General features: G+C 38.3%; 16 protein-coding genes. 11 read left to right on the top strand and 5 right to left on the bottom strand.

Translation table 11 applies throughout. The annotated features are described in order from the left end of the window. Positions 1 to 146: 146 nt before the first annotated feature. The 5 genes from ABD769_RS06770 to ABD769_RS06750 all read left to right on the top strand — a co-directional run bounded on the left by ABD769_RS06770 (position 147) and on the right by ABD769_RS06750 (position 5,852). Positions 147 to 1,424, top strand: a complete 1,278-nt coding sequence (locus tag ABD769_RS06770; protein ID WP_344850512.1) for a type IX secretion system plug protein — start codon at positions 147 to 149, stop codon at positions 1,422 to 1,424. 163 nt (positions 1,425 to 1,587) lie between these two features. After that, entirely contained in the window at positions 1,588 to 2,547 is a 960-nt protein-coding gene (locus ABD769_RS06765; RefSeq protein ID WP_344850511.1) for a formylglycine-generating enzyme family protein, read from the top strand. Positions 2,548 to 2,580: 33 nt separating this feature from the next. Then, positions 2,581 to 3,900 carry a Gfo/Idh/MocA family oxidoreductase gene (locus ABD769_RS06760; protein WP_344850509.1) on the top strand — a complete coding sequence of 440 codons (1,320 nt, stop codon included), beginning with the start codon at positions 2,581 to 2,583 and terminating at the stop codon, positions 3,898 to 3,900. Positions 3,901 to 3,909: 9 nt separating this feature from the next. Beyond that, the gene (locus ABD769_RS06755) at positions 3,910 to 4,905 is read left to right on the top strand and encodes an FAD:protein FMN transferase (RefSeq protein ID WP_344850507.1); all 996 of its coding nucleotides are present in this window, start codon (positions 3,910 to 3,912) and stop codon (positions 4,903 to 4,905) included. Between the two features lie 20 nt (positions 4,906 to 4,925). Beyond that, entirely contained in the window at positions 4,926 to 5,852 is a 927-nt protein-coding gene (locus ABD769_RS06750) for a hydroxypyruvate isomerase family protein (protein ID WP_344850506.1), read from the top strand. A 564-nt stretch (positions 5,853 to 6,416) separates the two neighbouring features. On the opposite strand, the gene ABD769_RS06745 is transcribed toward ABD769_RS06750, so the two are convergent. Then, positions 6,417 to 7,904, bottom strand: a complete 1,488-nt coding sequence (locus ABD769_RS06745) for an alpha-amylase (protein ID WP_344850504.1) — start codon at positions 7,902 to 7,904, stop codon at positions 6,417 to 6,419. A 188-nt stretch (positions 7,905 to 8,092) separates the two neighbouring features. Here ABD769_RS06745 and ABD769_RS06740 point away from each other — a divergent pair, with 188 nt between their 5' ends. Further along, complete coding sequence (locus ABD769_RS06740) at positions 8,093 to 8,614, top strand: acyl-CoA thioesterase (protein WP_344850503.1); 522 nt, start codon at positions 8,093 to 8,095, stop codon at positions 8,612 to 8,614. A 68-nt stretch (positions 8,615 to 8,682) separates the two neighbouring features. Further along, positions 8,683 to 9,861: a cation:proton antiporter gene (locus ABD769_RS06735; RefSeq protein ID WP_344850501.1), complete on the top strand. Its 1,179-nt coding sequence runs from the start codon at positions 8,683 to 8,685 to the stop codon at positions 9,859 to 9,861. 113 nt (positions 9,862 to 9,974) lie between these two features. Here the strand turns inward: ABD769_RS06735 and ABD769_RS06730 are convergent, their stop codons facing one another. The 3 genes from ABD769_RS06730 to ABD769_RS06720 all read right to left on the bottom strand — a co-directional run bounded on the left by ABD769_RS06730 (position 9,975) and on the right by ABD769_RS06720 (position 11,842). Beyond that, entirely contained in the window at positions 9,975 to 10,541 is a 567-nt protein-coding gene (locus tag ABD769_RS06730) for a hypothetical protein (protein ID WP_344850500.1), read from the bottom strand. 117 nt (positions 10,542 to 10,658) lie between these two features. Then, positions 10,659 to 11,171: a hypothetical protein gene (locus tag ABD769_RS06725; protein WP_344850498.1), complete on the bottom strand. Its 513-nt coding sequence runs from the start codon at positions 11,169 to 11,171 to the stop codon at positions 10,659 to 10,661. Between the two features lie 266 nt (positions 11,172 to 11,437). Beyond that, positions 11,438 to 11,842, bottom strand: coding sequence for an EVE domain-containing protein (locus ABD769_RS06720; protein WP_193421662.1), 405 nt, complete (start codon positions 11,840 to 11,842; stop codon positions 11,438 to 11,440). Positions 11,843 to 12,250: 408 nt separating this feature from the next. Between ABD769_RS06720 and ABD769_RS06715 the strand changes: the two genes are divergently transcribed. The 4 genes from ABD769_RS06715 (at position 12,251) to ABD769_RS06700 (ending at position 16,628) form a co-directional block, all read left to right on the top strand. Beyond that, entirely contained in the window at positions 12,251 to 13,273 is a 1,023-nt protein-coding gene (locus tag ABD769_RS06715) for a hypothetical protein (protein WP_344850495.1), read from the top strand. Further along, positions 13,273 to 14,202 (top strand): CBASS system CD-NTase-associated NAD(+) hydrolase Cap12, encoded by a 930-nt coding sequence (gene cap12, locus ABD769_RS06710; RefSeq protein ID WP_344850494.1) that lies wholly within the window; start codon positions 13,273 to 13,275, stop codon positions 14,200 to 14,202. Before ABD769_RS06715 ends, cap12 begins: the two co-directional genes overlap by 1 nt. Positions 14,203 to 14,782: 580 nt before the next feature. Beyond that, positions 14,783 to 15,835, top strand: coding sequence for a DGQHR domain-containing protein (locus tag ABD769_RS06705; protein WP_344850492.1), 1,053 nt, complete (start codon positions 14,783 to 14,785; stop codon positions 15,833 to 15,835). Then, positions 15,825 to 16,628, top strand: coding sequence for a hypothetical protein (locus ABD769_RS06700; RefSeq protein ID WP_344850490.1), 804 nt, complete (start codon positions 15,825 to 15,827; stop codon positions 16,626 to 16,628). Before ABD769_RS06705 ends, ABD769_RS06700 begins: the two co-directional genes overlap by 11 nt. Positions 16,629 to 17,701: 1,073 nt before the next feature. Here the strand turns inward: ABD769_RS06700 and metQ are convergent. Next, positions 17,702 to 18,523 (bottom strand): methionine ABC transporter substrate-binding lipoprotein MetQ, encoded by an 822-nt coding sequence (gene metQ / locus ABD769_RS06695; RefSeq protein WP_344850489.1) that lies wholly within the window; start codon positions 18,521 to 18,523, stop codon positions 17,702 to 17,704. Positions 18,524 to 18,525 lie beyond the last annotated feature (2 nt).

Genomic DNA, 18,525 nt, shown 5'->3' with positions numbered 1-18,525 from the left:
GGAAGGCGTGCTCAAAAAACAAATCCTCCGTGTTAATCCGCGCATCCGTGGCCTATTTCAAAAAACATAATAACTATGTGTCAGATAGAAATATCCGACACCACGCAGATATTTTGCCACTTCCCAATAAAACTTTACTTTTAACCATGCAAAAATTAATAATTCCGGTTTTATTTTTCCTCTCTACTTTGGCTTTTGCGCAAAACGATCAGAAGTTTACCAGCGAGAATAAAATTTATCTTCCAAATATTAAAACCGTGCTTTGCTACAACAGTAATAAAGAACAAAGCATACCGGTAATTATGCTTAATTCGTCAGAAACCATCACTTTTTCTTTCGACGATCTGCTTGCCGGAACCCAAAACTACTGGTACACCATTGAGCACTGCAGTGCAGAATGGCAACCTTCGCAGATTTCGAGCATTGATTATTTAGGCAGTTTTAACGACGATCGCATCATAAATTACCGTTATTCATCCAACACCACCCGAAAATATACCCATTACGAAATCAGCTTGCCCAATACGCAGATCCAGCCTAAAATTGGGGGGAATTATGTGTTAAAAGTGTACCTGGATGGCGACAAAAATAAACCCGTAATTTCGCAGCGTTTTTATGTGCTCGATAGTCAGGTGGCTGTAGCTGCAGAGGTAACCAACTCGCTGCAGGTAGAAAACAGGAATTACAAGCAGAAAATCAATTTTACCATTAACCATACCTTCCCGATCCAAAACCCCTATCAGGATTTAAAAGCTGTGGTGATGCAGAATTTTAACCCCAATACCAGTCAGCTGAATACAAAGCCTTCTTTTGTAAGGCCCAATCAACTGGTTTATAACGACCTTAATACGAACGATTTCTGGGGAGATAATGAATTCAGGAAATTTGATACCCGGAGCTTAAGGTATAAAGCTGATAATGTTAAAGATATTTATCGCGATAACGAATCGGTAAACGTGATGCTTTTTCAGGATGCACCAAGAACGGCAGGTGCTTTCGCCAACCAGTACGATGAAAACGGAAACTTTTTTATCCGCAATACCGATGGACGTGACGATAAAACAGAATCAGAATATATGGGCGTGCTGTTTACTTTAAATACTCCTGCCCCCAGCGCAAACGGAGATGCTTATGTGGTGGGCCGCTTTAACAATTACACCATGAGCAGCGAAAACAAGCTCCTTTACGATGCCAACAGAAAGCAGTTTTATGGCAATATCCTGCTTAAACAAGGATTATACGATTATGAATACGCCTGGTTTAACAAAGACACCAAAGTAATGGAAACCAGGTTTTTCGAAGGTGCATTCTTCCAGACGGAAAACAGCTACCAGATATTTGTTTACTACCGCCGCCCCGGTGCCCGTTGGGATACACTAATCGGCTTCGCCAATTTAAGCAATAAGGTAACCGACAGAAGATAAGCAATTTCTACAGCGCATATTAATTGTCAACTTGACTTTTAATGTTACAATACTTACCTTTATTGTTACATTAATTTTCTTTGTTTTAAATGTGGTTATTTACTTTAGTATTTCAGAATTAACCAGATAAATACTAAGAAAGTATTGTTTCTAACCAATAATTATGTTTAAGAAGTTAATTGCCGCTGCATTAATCATCAGTCCCTGTGTGCAAATTTTTGCGCAAAACTCAACCGGTTCGTACACCCAATCCATTAACGGAACCAAATTAAAATTCGATATGCAGGCCATTCCGGCAGGTAAATTTAAAATGGGAAGTAAAGCAGGTAAAGCTGATGAACAACCAGTACACGAAGTTAAACTCGATGCTTTCTGGATCGGGAAACATGAAGTAACCTGGGATATTTTCGAACCTTTTCTTTACCGCGATTACGAAAAAAAAGCCAGTGAAGGCGCTATACCAGCTGAAGTTGATGCCGTAACCCGCCCAACCAAACCTTATCTGGACATGACCTTTGGCATGGGCAAAGAGCATCAGCCGGCAGTAGCCATGACCCAATACAACGCCATCCAGTTTTGTAAATGGCTGTATGTGCGCACCGGTGTATTTTACCGTTTACCAACCGAGGCCGAATGGGAATATGCCTGCAAAGCGGGAAGCGAAACCGCTTATTCTTTTGGGAACGATGCTTCCAAACTGGATGATTATGCCTGGTTTAAGGATAACAGCAATAATAAAACCCATCAGGTAGGATTGAAAAAACCAAATGCGTGGGGTTTGTTCGATATGCACGGAAATGTTAGCGAATGGACTTACGACCAGTACATTGCCGATTTTTATAGCAAAGACAAAACCACTGAAAACCCGGTAGCCAAGCCCGAAAAACTTTATCCAAATGCGGTTCGTGGTGGTTCTTATGATGAAAAACCAGAAAATCTGACCTCAACAGCAAGACTGGCTTCCGATCCATCATGGAAACAACTTGATCCACAAATTCCTAAAAGCAACTGGTGGTTCCCTGAAGCGCCATTTGTAGGCATGCGTTTAGTACGACCAGCTAAAACGCCATCAAAAGAAGAAATCGATGCTTATTATAACAAACAACCTATAAAAGACTTTTAACCAACCATCTAACCAAAACAAAAAACTAAACACATGAAAAAACCAATCAACCAACAAGATCGTCGAGATTTTTTAAAAGCAACCGCCATGCTTGCCGGCGGAGCCATGTTAAGCAGCATCCCACTGGCCGGCGCTTACGCATCAGGATCAGATACCATTAAAATAGCCCTAATTGGTTGTGGCGATCGTGGTACCGGAGCAGCTTTTCAGGCATTGAGCACCAAATTCAACATTAAACTGGTAGCCATGGCCGATGCCTTTCAGGATCGTTTGGATAGCAGTTATCAATCATTAAGCTCGAAATTCGGGGCAAAAATAGATGTTCCTAAAGAACGCCAGTTTGTAGGTTTCGATGCTTATTTAAAAGCCATTCCATTGGCCGATGTGGTGCTGTTAACCACCCCTCCGGGTTTCCGTCCTATCCATTTCGAAGAAGCGGTAAAACAGAATAAACAGATCTTTATGGAAAAACCGGTTGCAGTTGATGCACCGGGAATCAGAAAGGTTTTAGCCGCTGCCGAAGAGGCCAAAAAGAAAAAATTAAACGTGGTAGTGGGTTTACAGCGCCGTTATCAAACCAATTACCGCGAGTCGATGAAACGCATTAACGATGGCGCTATTGGCGATATCATGTCGGGCCAGGTGTATTGGAACAGCGGTGGGGTTTGGGTTCGTCCACGCACGGCAAACCAAACCGAAATGGAATACCAGATGCGAAACTGGTATTATTTCAACTGGTTATGCGGCGATCACATTGTAGAGCAGCACGTACACAATATCGATATTGCCAACTGGATCAAAAATGCACACCCGGTTTCAGTACAGGGAACAGGAAGCCGTGCCTGGAGAACCGGCAAAGATTATGGCGAAATTTATGATAACCACTCCATCGAGTTAACTTATGCCGATGGTGCCGTAATCAACAGCCAGTGCAGGCATTTTGAAGGCATCAGCAACCGTGTGGATGAAAGTTTCCAGGGCACAAAAGGTAAAATTTACCTGTCGGGAAGTAACCAGGCCATTATGAAAGATTATAAAGGCAAGGAATTGTATAACCACAATACCAAAGGCAACGCCAATCCTTACCAAACCGAACACGACGAGCTGTTCGATGCAGTTTCTAAAGGAGAATATAAATTCAGCAATGTAGATTACGCTGCAACCAGCACGTTCTCTGCCATTATTGGCCGTTATGCTACCTACTCTGGTCAAACCATTAAGTGGGACGAAGCATTAGCCGCCAACAACAGTTTATTGCCTGAGCGTTTTGCCTGGGATGCCAACCCAAGGTTAATGCCTGATGCAAATGGTTTATACCCTATCGCTATGCCAGGACAGGCAAAAGTGCTTTAATTCTAAAAGATGCGTTATAGATTTTTGTTTCTCCTGCTACCGTTGATGCTGGCTTTTTCCTGGAAGGAAGAAATCAGGCAGTATAAAATCAATGGTTATGCTCAGGGAACCGATTATGCTATAATGTATTATGCCAATGATAGTTTGGCGACAAAACAGGGTATCGACAGTTTATTAAATGAAATTGATTTATCGATGTCGCTTTACAAAAAGGGATCATTGATAAATCAGTTTAACGCCACCGAAAAGCAGCTCAAAGCCGATCGTTTCATGAACGATGTGCTCAAAAGAAGTTTTGAGATCAATGAAGATACCAAAGGCATTTTCGATATTACGGTAGCTCCCCTGGTACAGGCATGGGGCTTCGGACCGAAAGAGGAAAAATCAGAACCTGATCCCGCTACCATTAAATCGATCCTGAATTGTGTGGGCATGAAAAACCTGAAATTAAAGGATGGATGGCTCAGCAAATCAAAACCTTGCATACACATCGATTTAAATGGAATTGCACAGGGTTACAGCGTCGATTTAATTGCCGCTTATCTCGAGCAAAAAGGAATTAAACAATATGTTGCCGAACTGGGTGGCGAAATCAGGATTTCAGGTCCGAAACCCAATGGTGAAACCATGAAAATTGGTATCGAAGGACCTGATAAAGACGGAACGCCGGTGATCAGGTACATTGCGGCAATTAATTCCGGAGCCATCACTACTTCGGGCAATTACCGGAAATTCCACCAGAGCGGAAGGAAAAAAATTTCGCACCTGATTGATCCTAAAACCGGTTATCCTTTAGATAATGAAATGATCAGTGTTACGGTTTATGCCAATGATGCCATTACTGCCGATGGCTACGATAATGCCTTAATGGCCATGCACCTTAAAGATGCCATGGCTTTTGTAGAAAGCAGAAAAAATCTTGAAGCTTATTTTGTATATCACCAAAAAGATGGCAAAGTAGCCGATACGCTAACAACAGGATTTAAAAAATTAATTACACGCTGATATCTGTTAAAATCAAACCGATGAAAAGAAGTGAATTTATAAGAAATAGCCTGCTTACTGCCGGTGCCATTACCACAGGAACAGGATTTACCAACACCTTTGCTGTTGAAAAACAAGATACAAGCCTAAGTGACAAAACGTTCAACCTTGATTATGCACCGCACCAGGGCATGTTCGAGAACCATGCGGGCAAGAGTTTTTTAGATCAGATCCAGTTTATGTACGATAAAGGTTTCCGTTCTATTGAAGATAATGGCTACCTTGGTCGTTCTGTTGAAGAACAGGAAAAAATCGGCAATTTACTGGCGAAACTGGGCATGCGCATGGGTGTTTTCGTGGTAGATGGCGGCGATAACTGGAAAACCTCTTTAACTACAGGCAAAAAGGAATTCAAGGATAAATTTATCGAGACCTGCAAAAAATCGGTCGAAGCGGCTAAACGCTGCAATGCCAAATGGCTTACCGTGGTTCCTGGCTTTTATGAAAGGAATTTACCCTACGGCAACCAGTTTGCCAATGTAATTGATGCCATGCGTGCCGGTGCCGAAATTTTCGAACCGCATGGATTGATTATGGTGCTGGAAACATTGAGCGATACCCCGGAACTTTTCCTGCAGAAAACCAACGAAACGTATGCGGTTTGCAAGGCGGTTAAAAGTCCTTCGTGTAAAATCCTTTACGATATTTACCACATGCAGCGCACCGAAGGCGATTTAATTAAAACCATCGACCGCTGCTGGGATGAAATTGCCTACATCCAGATTGGTGATAACCCGGGCCGGAAAGAACCAACAACCGGGGAAATTAATTATAAAAACCTGTTTAAACATTTACACCAGAAAGGCTATAAGGGCGTGATGGGTATGGAGCATGGTAATTCTAAAACCGGAAAAGAAGGCGAACTGGCAGTAATTTCGGCATATCGGGCTGAGGATAATTTTTTGTAGTATGTTAGGAATTTATATTGTTTATAAAACTAATTAAGATCACCTTTGCCAAGGTCTGTGTCCCCACAGACCTCTATCTAATTATAATTTCAATCCGATCCGTTTGATAAATATTCTTTGAGGACATGGACCATGGGCTTAACAAAGGTTCAAAACTAAAATGATTTGGAAAGCAGGTTTCTACAGATTCGGTTCCGGCAGTCCTGCGCTACACTTTATCCCGATGTAAGTGCACTGCCAATTTGATCGGATCAAAAACCGGGATGTTCGTTCCGATCAGGTTTATTTAATTCAGGGCAGTGCTGTGATTAGGGGTTTCTTTGCAGACGCCAATAGCCCTGTAAAATCATTTACTCCGATCCGAAATAATATTATCATGAGAAAAATCGTCATCTCGACAGAAGTACAATCCCGAATATTCGGGAGAGAGATCTCTGAACTATGCTAAAAGATTTCTCCACTGCGGTCGAAATTACGATTTATCGAAGAAGCAAACCATGGAGATAGTTTAAAAAGTCCGTGGTCTGTGTCTCCACAAACCACTCATAAATCTCTTAGAACCTCCTACCCCACCTTCAACACCCAAACCGATACACTACCTGCATTGCAATGAAATTCCGCCCGGCCGTTTTCATCAATCACCACCCCCTGCTCCCTATAACCTAGCGCATCCACAAAAGTTTTTCCGGCAAAATGCTTACCTACTTCCATTTCCTTAAAACCTTCTTCACCTGTGCTTAATAATACCGCGAGTCCGCTGTTTTCGTGCTCCTCATCCCCTGCCCTTGTCCAGCCTACACAATTGCCGTGATCAAAATAATCGCGCTGTTCTCCATAAGCTAAAGCGGTGCGGATTTTACTCATCGTTTCTACCGCAGGGATGGCAACCAGTTCTACATGTACCTCATCTCCATTTTTATCTTTATCATCATAAATACCGCCATATAAATCAGGGAAAAACAAACAGGGAATGCCTTGCAAACGCAATAAAATCATGGCGTAAGCCAACGGCCTGAACCAAAAATCGACATAAGATTCCAGTGCCTGTAAAGGTTGCGAATCGTGGTTATCCACAAAAGTAACCGCCAGTTCGGGCTTCACCTCAACCAAAGTATCCTTAAAAATGTTTCGCATATCGAAACTTTCGTCCTTACTGGCCACAAAAAAATTATGGTGCAAAAGCGAATCAAATATCTGCGTGCGGCCGCCCGTAAGCTCAATGTATGCCAGCTGTCCTTCTATATCCACCACGTTCCAGTCTTCGGCAACGATGAAAAACTCACGGTTAAATTTCTGGTTCAGATGATCAATCCATTCGGTTATAAAACCCGGGTTAATGTGTTTCACCGCATCTAACCTAAAGCCATCCACTTTAGTTGTTTCTACTATCCATTCGCCCCAGTATTTCAGTTCTTCTACCACAGCACGGTTGCGGTAATCAATGTCGTTAAACATCAGGTAATCGTAATTGCCCAGCTCGGTTGACGGTACTTCTTCAAAACCTTCGCCTACCTCATTCTGAATGGAGTAAATGGCTGGTTTTTGAAGATCTTCTGCCCAATCTACCCCGCTAAAACAATTGTGGTCCCATATAAATTCAGAATACTTGCCTTTTCGCCCCGGGAAGGTAAACTTTGTCCAGGCTTCTATTTCAAAAACATCGCTGGTAAATTCGTTTCTGTTATCAGGATTTACCGTTCTTACCTTAACTTTTTCCACTTCATCGCCACTGGCCTTATGGTTAAAAACGGCATCCGCTAAAGCGTTTATGCCATGATCATGCAGCGCGCCCACGGCCTTTATATATTCGTCTTTTGATCCGTACCTGGTATTCACCCCGCCCTTTTGGTCAAACTCACCCAAATCAAATAAATCATAAGTGGCATAGCCTACATCGTAAGCGGCATTGTTTGATTTATAAGCCGGTGGAAGCCAGACAGCAGTAATCCCTGTTTCTTTTAAGTGTGCGGCTTCGGAAGCTACTTTAGTCCACAAATTTTGTTCTTCGTTATAGTACCAATGAAAAAACTGGAGCAGGGTTTGGTTTTGCATTAATTTGATTTTTTATGATAACAGGATTGGGATTGAATTGTTTTTTGATTACCCGCCGCTGACTTTACGCCCTGATGAAGATTATAATTTCTACAGCGGTATGTAATCCTCAGAAAAATCCCATTTAAATCTGCCGGAATCTATTTTGAGTAAGATTTAACACGCATTTTTGTTACTTTTGCGCTTAAATGAGCTTAAAAAAGAAATTCGCGAGAGAAAGTTTTACCATCATGAACGAGTTGGTACTGCCAAATGATACCAATACTTTAAATAACCTGATGGGCGGCCGCTTGCTGCACTGGATGGATATTGCGGCGGCTATTTCTGCTCAGAAACATTGTAACCGCATTGTAGTTACGGCTTCCGTTGATAATGTATCATTTAAACATCCCATTAAATTAGGCGATGTAATAACCATTGAAGCTAAAGTGACCAGGGCATTTAATACTTCTGTAGAGGTGCGTCTGGATGTGTGGGCGGAGAATATCCCGAGCGGTGCCCGCCAGAAAAGTAACGAAGCCTATTATACTTTTGTTGCGGTAGATCAGAGTGCGCGGACCATTCCGGTGCCAGAAGTGATCCCCGAATCTGCAGAGGAAATTGAATTATTTGACGGAGCCCTGCGCCGCAGGCAGTTGCGACTGGTTTTAGGTGGAAAAATGAGTCCGGATGATGCCAGCGAATTAAAAGCTCTTTTTTTTAAAGCATAATTTTTACATTAAATTCTGTTTGCTTGCCTTGATTGTTTTATTTTAGCGGCTTACCTACGCTGAAAAATATGACAACTTATACCATTCTTATTATTTTAAGCGGATTAGTAATTTTTTCTTATCTGTTTGATTTAGTGGCCAGTAAAACCAAAGTGCCGTCGGTTTTATTGCTGCTTTTATTGGGTATCGGTTTACGTTTCCTTGTCGATTATCTTAAAATACAGACCTTTAATTTTCTATCCATCCTGCCTACTTTAGGTACAGTGGGTTTAATTCTGATTGTTTTTGAAGGCTCGCTCGAACTCAAGTACGATCAGCAGAAAAACAAGATCATCAAAAGTGCATTCTTATCGGCCTTAACCATTTTGCTGGGTACCATTAGTGTAATTACCACCATTATTTATCAGATTACCCACCACGATTTATATACCTGTATTGCCAATGCCATCCCTTTTAGTGTAATCAGTTCGGCCATTGCCATACCATCTGCAGCGGCATTGAGCAATAAGGATAAAGAGTTTGTGATTTACGAATCTTCTTTCTCTGATATCCTGGGGATCATTATTTTTAATTTCACCATTACCAACCATTCCATCAATACCTCCGCATTTATTGGCCTGGGCTTAAGTACCTTCCTCATCCTTTTGCTATCGGCCATTGCCTGTGTGGTGCTGCTGTATATTATGGGCCGGCTGGTACACCACATTAAATTCTTCCTGATTATTGCCATACTGATCCTGGTTTATGCCATCGGTCAGTCTTACCACCTGTCCTCCCTTGTGCTGATTTTGAGTACGGGTTTATTCCTGAACAATGCCGATACCATCCGGCACGCCTGGTTCAGGAGCATCTTTTTATACAAGAATTTAACGGCTGATTTATCTCAGCTTTACCAGTTATCGGCAGAAAGTGCTTTTATTCTCCGTACTTTTTTCTTTGTTATTTTCGGCTTTACCATGAATATAGGTGAGCTGAACAATAAGATTGTACTGGCCAATGGCTTTTTTATTTTGATCTCGATTTATATCATCCGCATCCTCTTCCTCAAGATATTCAAAAAGGAAAGCCTGAGTCCGATTTTGTACATCGCCCCCCGCGGACTGATCAGCATTTTGCTTTACTTTAACCTGCCTGCATCATTAAAAATCCAGGAAGTGGGTACGCCGTTTTTGTTCCTGGTGGTATTGGGCTCGAGTATTGTAATGACACTGGGGATTACTCTAAGTAAGAGAAACAGACTGGTTTAGTAGTTTATTAGTTCATTGGTCATTAGGTAATTGGTTAATTGGTTAACTGCATAAATTGGTTAATTGGTTAACTGAAGCCAAACCGCTCACGCAATACACCTAATGTCCTGCCCCTATCGCTTAATTGTAGACGAAATGTTTTTCATTTTTCGCAGTTCGGCCAGAACATCGGGGTTTGCCTGGTAATAAATGGAATAATAACTGAGTTCGTTTAACTCACCTGATTCTTTTTGATAAAGATTAAACCTGGCCACATTAGGGTTAATGGCATGGATGGGTAGCGCAACAGCGTTAGCAATTGCAGTAAAAATAACAGAGAAAAACGTGGTTCCGGCTTCTTCTTCTAATGTTGGTGCTTCTTTACCCCATTTATCTACCAATTTGCCACGCTTATCTATTGTGTATTGATCAGGGTTTTGCGTACCTATTTTGATCAGGTTCATTCCCCTGTAACCTTTTTTTATCGTGCGGATCTGTACGGTTTTGATTTCGTTTAAGGGGACGGTAACAAATTCGCCATCGTGATTTAGAATCACCTGAGTTGAATCTACCTTATATAAAATTCCTTTTTGCTTACCGTGTTTGGTTTTTAAAACGGCGATGTAAGGTTTCACATTTTGCGCCATGGTAAGGCTTAGAGAGAGGAAAAAAGCGATGGTAAAACATATAGACTTTTTCATATTAGGGTTTGGTAGTTGGTTAATTGTATAAATTGGTTAATTGATTAATTGTCTAAATCGGTTAACTGAGGGCAAACTTCAAACCGGTAAATCAACTCAAAACTCAGGACTAAACACCTAAGGTTTATCAATATAGTAAGCTTTGGAATAGATTTCCAGTTTTTTATACTCAGCGGCAAATAATTTTTCATCTTTATTCACCCTTAAAAACATTTTTTTTGCTTTAAGTTCAGCAATCAGTCCGTAAGTTGTACCCACCGATGCGCCTAAAGTGGTAGCGGCCAAAAATGTTACAAGTTGCTCGTCGCCAGATCCACTATTGTTATCTGTAAAAGCCAAAGAGCCAATTGCCGCACCAGCAAGTGTCCCGATCAGAAATCCTTTGCCGGTAGTAATGCCCCTTTTCTTTAAGCGGATGCTGATGATGTTTTTAGCACGGAGCATAATGTAGTTTCCATAACCATCGTTAACGGCAACACCTTCGGGAGAAATTTTCTCTAAGGTACCTTTTACCGCGGGTAAAGAATCAGAAACCACTTTTACCTGATAATTGATAAATTCCTGCGCTTTAACGCTGTTTGGAAACAGGTTAGCGATAAAAAGACAGCATGATAAAAAGAAAATTTTCATTGGAGAGCGGTTAATTTGGTGAATTGTTAATTGTATAAATTGGTGAATTGGTTAATTGTAATAATTGGTTAACCGATTAATTGTTTAAACCGGTTAACTGAAACCAAACTTCAAATCTTAACCTGACTAATCGTTTCGGACTAAAATCGATCAATCCACTCCCAACTCCAAACGCCCAACTCCAAACTTTTTCATAGCCATAGCCCCCGTTCAACAGACTCCAAACTTCCGACTCAAGACTTGGACTACAGACTAAGGACTTAAAACTACGCCCCCATTTCCAAAATTTTATCAAATTCTTCAGCTTTAAGCGGCATTACCGATAAACGGCCCTGGCGCACTAAAGAAATATCTGTTAAACTTGGTTCAGCTTTGATCTGTTCTAAGGAAACCGGATTTTTCAGGCTTTCTACGGGCGATAAATCGACCACTACCCAGTTGGCATCATCAGTAGTGGGATCCTGGTAAAATTCCCTTACCACTTTGGCAATACCCACCACGTTTTTACCTTCATTACTGTGATAAAAAAGCACTAAATCGCCTTCTTTCATGGCTTTCAGGTTATTCCTCGCCTGATAATTGCGCACACCATCCCAAAAGGTACGGCCATCTTCGTTAAATTTTTCCCAACTGTATTTAAAAGGCTCTGATTTGACTAACCAATGGTTCATTGTATTTCTTTATTTAAAGCCCAAAACTAACAAAACAGAACGGATTAGAAAATAGGTTGAAAAGAATGGGGAAATATCAGGAGATTAAGAGCTCGTTTTACATTACTAACGCAAATATTAGTCATTATGCCATTGGACTAGATGACTTGTACTTAATGACGATAATTATTTCATTTTACAAGTAGCTTGTGTAAAACAGATCGAATCCGATTGCTTTGCAATTACCAGTTCTCATACATTCATTAATTCGCAAGTCGGTTCGCATACTTAAATATCAGTATTTACGGTTTACCGTATTGTCACGTTATTTAATCTTTTTATTTTAGAACTATAATAGTTTATCCTCTAAAACCTACTTTATAGCAAAAAAATTGCAATAAACCCAAGCAACAATATGAATCTTATTATATGGCAATAGATTACGAAAAAAGATTACAAAATCTTAAAGCGAGAAGATTTGATAATGAATTAAATGAATCAGTTCTTACAAAATCATTTGATTCGACAAGTATTCCAAAAGATATAAAATATTTAATGGAATCGATGGTAAGGATAGATAAAAAATACAACGATAGAACTCTTGAGGCAGCAAAAAGAGTTCAAAATCATCTAGAAGCTGGTCTAGAACTTCATTTTTCGAGAGCTTATAGAACTCAAGGATCGGTTATGACTTCTACTAATATAAAAGTACACAGTGATTTCGATTTATTGACAATCATTGACAGGTACCATTTTACTGGTTATGGTGTTCCAAATGATAATCCATATACTGAATCAGATCCTAATGATGATATAAAAAAATTAAGAAAGCAATCGACGACGATAATGGAGAACATATACGATGAGGTTGATAAAACAGGCAAAAAGAGTATTTCAATTTTTAATAAAGCACTTCGCAGAAAAGTTGACATAGTTTTTTGTTTTTGGCAAAATTCTAAAGAATACGAAGACACAAAAAATGAATACTATCGCGGTATTTATCTGTTTGATTTTGTAGAAAATGAAAAGATTTTAGATTATCCATTTGCCCACATTAATCAAGTAAATTCGAAAGGAGATATTACGAATGATGGCTCAAGAAAGGGAATTCGTTTGCTTAAAACATTAAAAGCTGATTCTGATGAGAAAATTGATTTAAGCAGTTTCCATTTAACAACCATTGTTCATTCGATTGATAATAATGATCTATATTATACAACTGGAAATGAAATTAAAATTGCCAAAACAATAAGCAATCAATTACTAAGGCTAATTACGGATTCAGGGTTTAGACAAAGTGTAAAAAGTCCAAATGGAACCGAAAATCCTCTTACAGAAAATACTATTCTGGAAATGAGGAAAATCAAATCAGATCTTGATGAATTAATCGCCGATGTGCATAAGGAGTTATATTTAGGTTATTTTGAAAAAGGAGAATTAATTTATTCGTAATGAAAAAGAAAAGAATATTTATTGGTTCATCATCCGAAGAATTGGGGCTGGCGAAAGCGGCAAAAACAATACTAGAAAAAGACTTCGAAGTAGTAATTTGGAATGATAGTGTTTGGGATTCATCGGTGTTTAAAATAAACAACAATTTTTTGACAGATTTATTAAGGGCTTCGCTTCAATTTGATTTTGGCATTCTTTTAGGCACACAAGATGATAAGGTAGAATATCGTGGTGATGTTGTTTTACAACCAAGAGATAATGTCTTGTTTGAGTTGGGCTTATTTATTGGACGTTTGGGAATTTCGAAATGTGCATTTGTTGTAGATAAAAAACTAAAAATATTATCAGATATATCAGGAATCACATTAGCAAGATTTGAAAAAAATGATGCACCAAGTTTTGTTGAGGCAATAAGCAAAGTAAGTGAGTTATTTAAACATCAAATCGATTCTGATGTGAACTTTTTCCCTTCAGCCACACTAGCCTCAGGTTATTTTGAGAATTTACTATTACCAACTTGCAAATATATTATTGATCAAGATGGCTTTGATTATGAATCGGTACAATATAAAAATTGCATAATTAAAGTGATAATACCAAATAGACTGAATACAGATGTAAACTTGCAATTTGCTCAGCTAAAACGCAATTATCAAACAAAGACTGTTTCATTCCAATATGCTGGTAGACCAAGAAATATTAATTTGGACACCGAAATTAAAGATGGAAAATTAATATTCATTGATTTTCCAACAACACTATCTGGCATCAACTACGCAATATCTAATCTATTGCCTAATGATTTCAATTTGATGAGTGTAGATTACGAAATAATAATTGAGCGAGAAATTGAAAGGTTCGTTTATACTTTGAAAAAGTTAGCACTTAGAAATGGTGTTGATACTCTTCTCGAAATAGAGAGAATATAAGGTGTTCGGGACATAAGTTTCATAAATCAAGATAACCTAAATATGTTAGTCATCCAAGAACCTACAACGTAACAAAATTGCCAGAGATCCTTAAAAGGATCGGTATGAATTTTGAAATGAACAAATGTCAGGGCAAAGGAACGATAAAAATTATTGTTTACAAACAATAAGCAATACTTTAAGTTATAGGCTATAGATAAACACGCGACCGGTGTCTTCCGAATTCTTTTTGTATTCTCTATGACGCATGGACCAGAATGAATAATTAAACGAAACAATGGGGAAATAATTCTATGGAAGGAATGACGATTATATCTACTGTAAATATCATTTTTCATTATCCCGTTGTTTTAGCTTGCTAGTCAAAAGAGCTTTTTAACTTAATGGATTGATAGATACATATGTATTACTGAATGACTAGGGAGAACTTATCTTCTACATTAAAAGTTTGCCCAATCAGAATTGAAAAATCTTGGAATCAGTTTTAAAATCCTTTTTTATTGAATGTAAAAGACATTTCATTATTGTTATGTCACGATATGAATGAATGTGATATATTTGGTATCTAAGAAACAAAAACATGGCAAAAATAAGATTACATAAAAGCGAAAGCCTAAACACAAAATTCAATGGAATTGATGTCTATACTCAACCAATGAAGGTGAAAGACATTTTAAAAATAAGTTATGTAGCGGTTCGAGGTCGAGATAATGAAGAAGGTGCGGTACAAAGGGTTTTAAGTAACATACGTGTTAAACAAATACGAGAATACGTCTTGCAGGGAAAGAACTTTTTTAACACATTTATATTAAATTGGAATGAAAGTGCGCATAAGATCATATATATTGACGGAAAAATTGATATTCCAATTGTCCCTTTTTCAGCACAGGTTATTGATGGCCAGCATCGGTTAGCTGGGCTACAAGCAGCATTAGACATTGACCCGAGTGTAGGCGAGAGAGATGTTCTGGTATCTTTTACAATTGGACTTTCAACTAAAGACGCTGCGCAGATCTTTTTAAATATTAATACGGAGCAGAAGCCAGTTGCAAAAAGTCTTATTTATGACCTATTTGGTATTGTTGAATCGGACAAAGAGCACGCCGTAAATAGATCAAAAGATATTGCAACAGAATTAAATGAGAACGAGGAATCACCATATTATAAACTCATTCGATTCCCTGGTTCACCTGTCGGATATGGAATTGTGGATTTATCCTCATTCATCACGACATTAAAAAACTATCTGAAACCTAACGGACTGTTTTTTAATTACAACATAACAGACTTAAACAGACAGAAAATTATTTTTTTAAATTACTTCACTGCTATTAAGTTCTTTTACGAGAGAAAAGAATTGTGGGGATTAAAATCTAAAAATCCTTTCCTGCAAAGCTCTGGTGTGGTAGCTGCTATTGAATTTTTTGCCGAAAAACTATTGCCAAAATGTAGTGATAGGAAATCGTTTTCTGTAGAAACTTTTAAAAATCTTTTACAATTAGATAAAAACGAACTATTAACTCAATCCATTATCAAAGGCACAGATGGGAAATCTGCTCGCTTGGCAATTAAAGAGTATTTGGAAGGCAATTTATTAGCCGAGGCACCAGAACAAGACGAATATGAGTTCTGATAGACTAAGAACCCAAATTAATTTTGAACACATTTTAAGTGGTAATAATGAAGCTGTGTGGCTGTCATTAACTAAGGGTCAGATTAAAAGTTTTATATTTAATGCTACCCATGTCGCACTCTTTGAGTCCGCTATGCTAGATGATTGTTTGGATTTTTATTATAAAGGTATTATAAGCTTGAACGAAGGCATTATTGCGACTAATAAAAAGAATTTTTCTTGGGCCACTGTTAAATTATATTATTCTGTTTATTACTTACTTAGATGCTCTTTATGTTGCAACAGACTTGGGTTTGTAAGAAAAGAAAGAGACGGATACTATTTTGAAAATAATATATCTCATAAGCCTATAGCTCTAGGAAAGCCAGATCATATGGCAGCAATTGATCTTTTTAAAAATTATTTTGCCGCTACTGATTTTTTACAATCAAATAATATTAACGGAACTAATCCATATGAATGGCTTAGGCATCAACGAGAAAATATCAATTATCGATATAGAACTTTTTTTGAGCCTGATATACCGATTATGTGGGAAACAATCTCACAAGAATGCGACAACGGAAGTCTGGATTTTTGGATTGAAAGATATATATCAGATGATATTTATTCTTTTTTAGACGATCACGCTGTTCTAGCATTACCGATTCGAAGACTTATGTTAACGCATGCTGATTTAATTAGTAAAGGGTTTGCAATCACTGTTAAGCCTGAAAAACTCATAAAGCTAAATCAGTTTATAGCTGAAAATGATTATCTTAAACGACTACGACCTTATTATAGAGGGGCGTAAAAGGCTTAAAATGCACTGGTTTTTTAATATGATTGCCTCAATATCTCTTTTGATTTGATTCTAAAGTCATAGTTGGAAAACTTCTGTGTAAGTAATTAGCTTCATGGTTTAAAAATAAATCTAACCTTTCAAAAATTAATAGTTGAGTTTTTAAAATTTATTAGATATGATAATAAAGGTTTACTTTTCATAAATACCGAACGGCCAAAAATCAACAATTCACGGGATGTTTAACTAATATTGATGCTACATTGGCAAGTTGAAAAAATTTAACTGTTAAAACTTGCCATCCCCTAGTTAATACTTAATAAGCTCGATTTAGTATTTATTTCACCCTCGTTGATACTTATTTCACCCTCATTAACACTAAATAAGCTCGGCGCCGACCTTTTTTCACCCTCATTGATACTTATTTCACCCTCATTGGCACTAAATAAGCTCGGTGCCGACCTTTTTTCACCCTCGTTGATACTTATTTCACCCTCATTGACAGTAAATAAGTTCGATTTGGCACTTATTTTACCCTAATTAACACTAAATAAGCTCGGCGCCGAACATATTTCACCCTCGTTGATACTTATTTCACCCTCGTTGGCACTTAATAAGCTCGACTTAGTACTTATTAAGTTTAAAACCAAACTTATTAAGCTATGAAAAGAACATTTTTTCTAAAATATACAATAAAATCAGCCATCAAGACACAATTTATCTACAAAAAACACATACAAACGCTCACATTCAGATTGAACTATAGGCTAAAAACTACATTTTAAATAGAAGAACGATGAATCAAAAATTTAAAAAAGGCTTATTCCGGAATATCTATCCTCATTTCTTGATGTATAGTATAAAATATTCATTTAATTATCTATAACATTAAATTAAACACAAAAAAATTCCCCTGATAATACTTAACTATGAGGGGAATTCCATTTGATTCAAGCTATGATCTGTTTAACGCCTTATTGCGTATTAAAAATTAACTTTAGACTTGTCGCTATAAAGATTTCATACAAAGGCAAACCAGCAGGCAGCCATTAAAATATTATTTAAAATAAAGGAATAGTTATCTTCTACCAGCCTTTTATCGCTCCCCCTTTAAAAGCAACCTTTGCGGCTTCTTCTACCTCGGGTGATTGATATGCTTTTACAAAACGTTTAACCTTGTCGTCATCCTTATTGTCTTCGCGGGCCACAATGGCATTTACATAAGGCGATTTACTATCCTCTATAAAAAGGCCGTCACGGGTAGATACCAGACCAATAGGTGCCGCAAAAGTATTGTTAATTACCGCAATGGTAACATTGGTATCATCCAGCGATCGTGGAAGCTGAGGTGCTTCAAGTTCAAGGATTTTCAGTTTCTTAGGATTTTCGGTTAGATCATTAAGGGTTGGTAAAAGGCCAACACCCGCTTTAAGTTTAATAAGTCCGGCTGTTTGAAGCAGCAATAAAGAGCGGCCGCTGTTGGTGGGATCGTTCGGGATAATGATGGTACTCTCATCTTTAAGCTCTTTCAGGCTTTTAATTTTACGGGAGTAACCTGCAATTGGATAAACAAAAGTGTTGCCTACTATGGCAAATTTATAGCCGCGCTGCTTCGCCTGTACATCCAGGTAAGGCTTATTCTGATAGGCATTGGCATCAATATCGCCCTGATGAAGCGCTTCATTAGGCATTACATAATCGTTAAACTGCACCAGCTCCACATCAAGATTGTATTTTTCTTTGGCTACCTTTTGGGCAACCTGTGCAATGGTGTATTCGGGACCGGATTCTACGCCGACAATAATGTGGTTGGGATCATTTTTTTTAGCCCCGCCACTGCAGGCTGCAAGAAGAGTTATGGCTAATATTAACGCTGAATTAAAACGTTTTTTGAAAGTGATATTCATTT

This window comes from Pedobacter jeongneungensis (assembly GCF_039538295.1).
Taxonomy (GTDB): domain Bacteria; phylum Bacteroidota; class Bacteroidia; order Sphingobacteriales; family Sphingobacteriaceae; genus Pedobacter; species Pedobacter jeongneungensis.
Note: the sequence above shows the minus strand (reverse complement) of the source record. Positions and strands in the feature narration are given on the sequence as shown.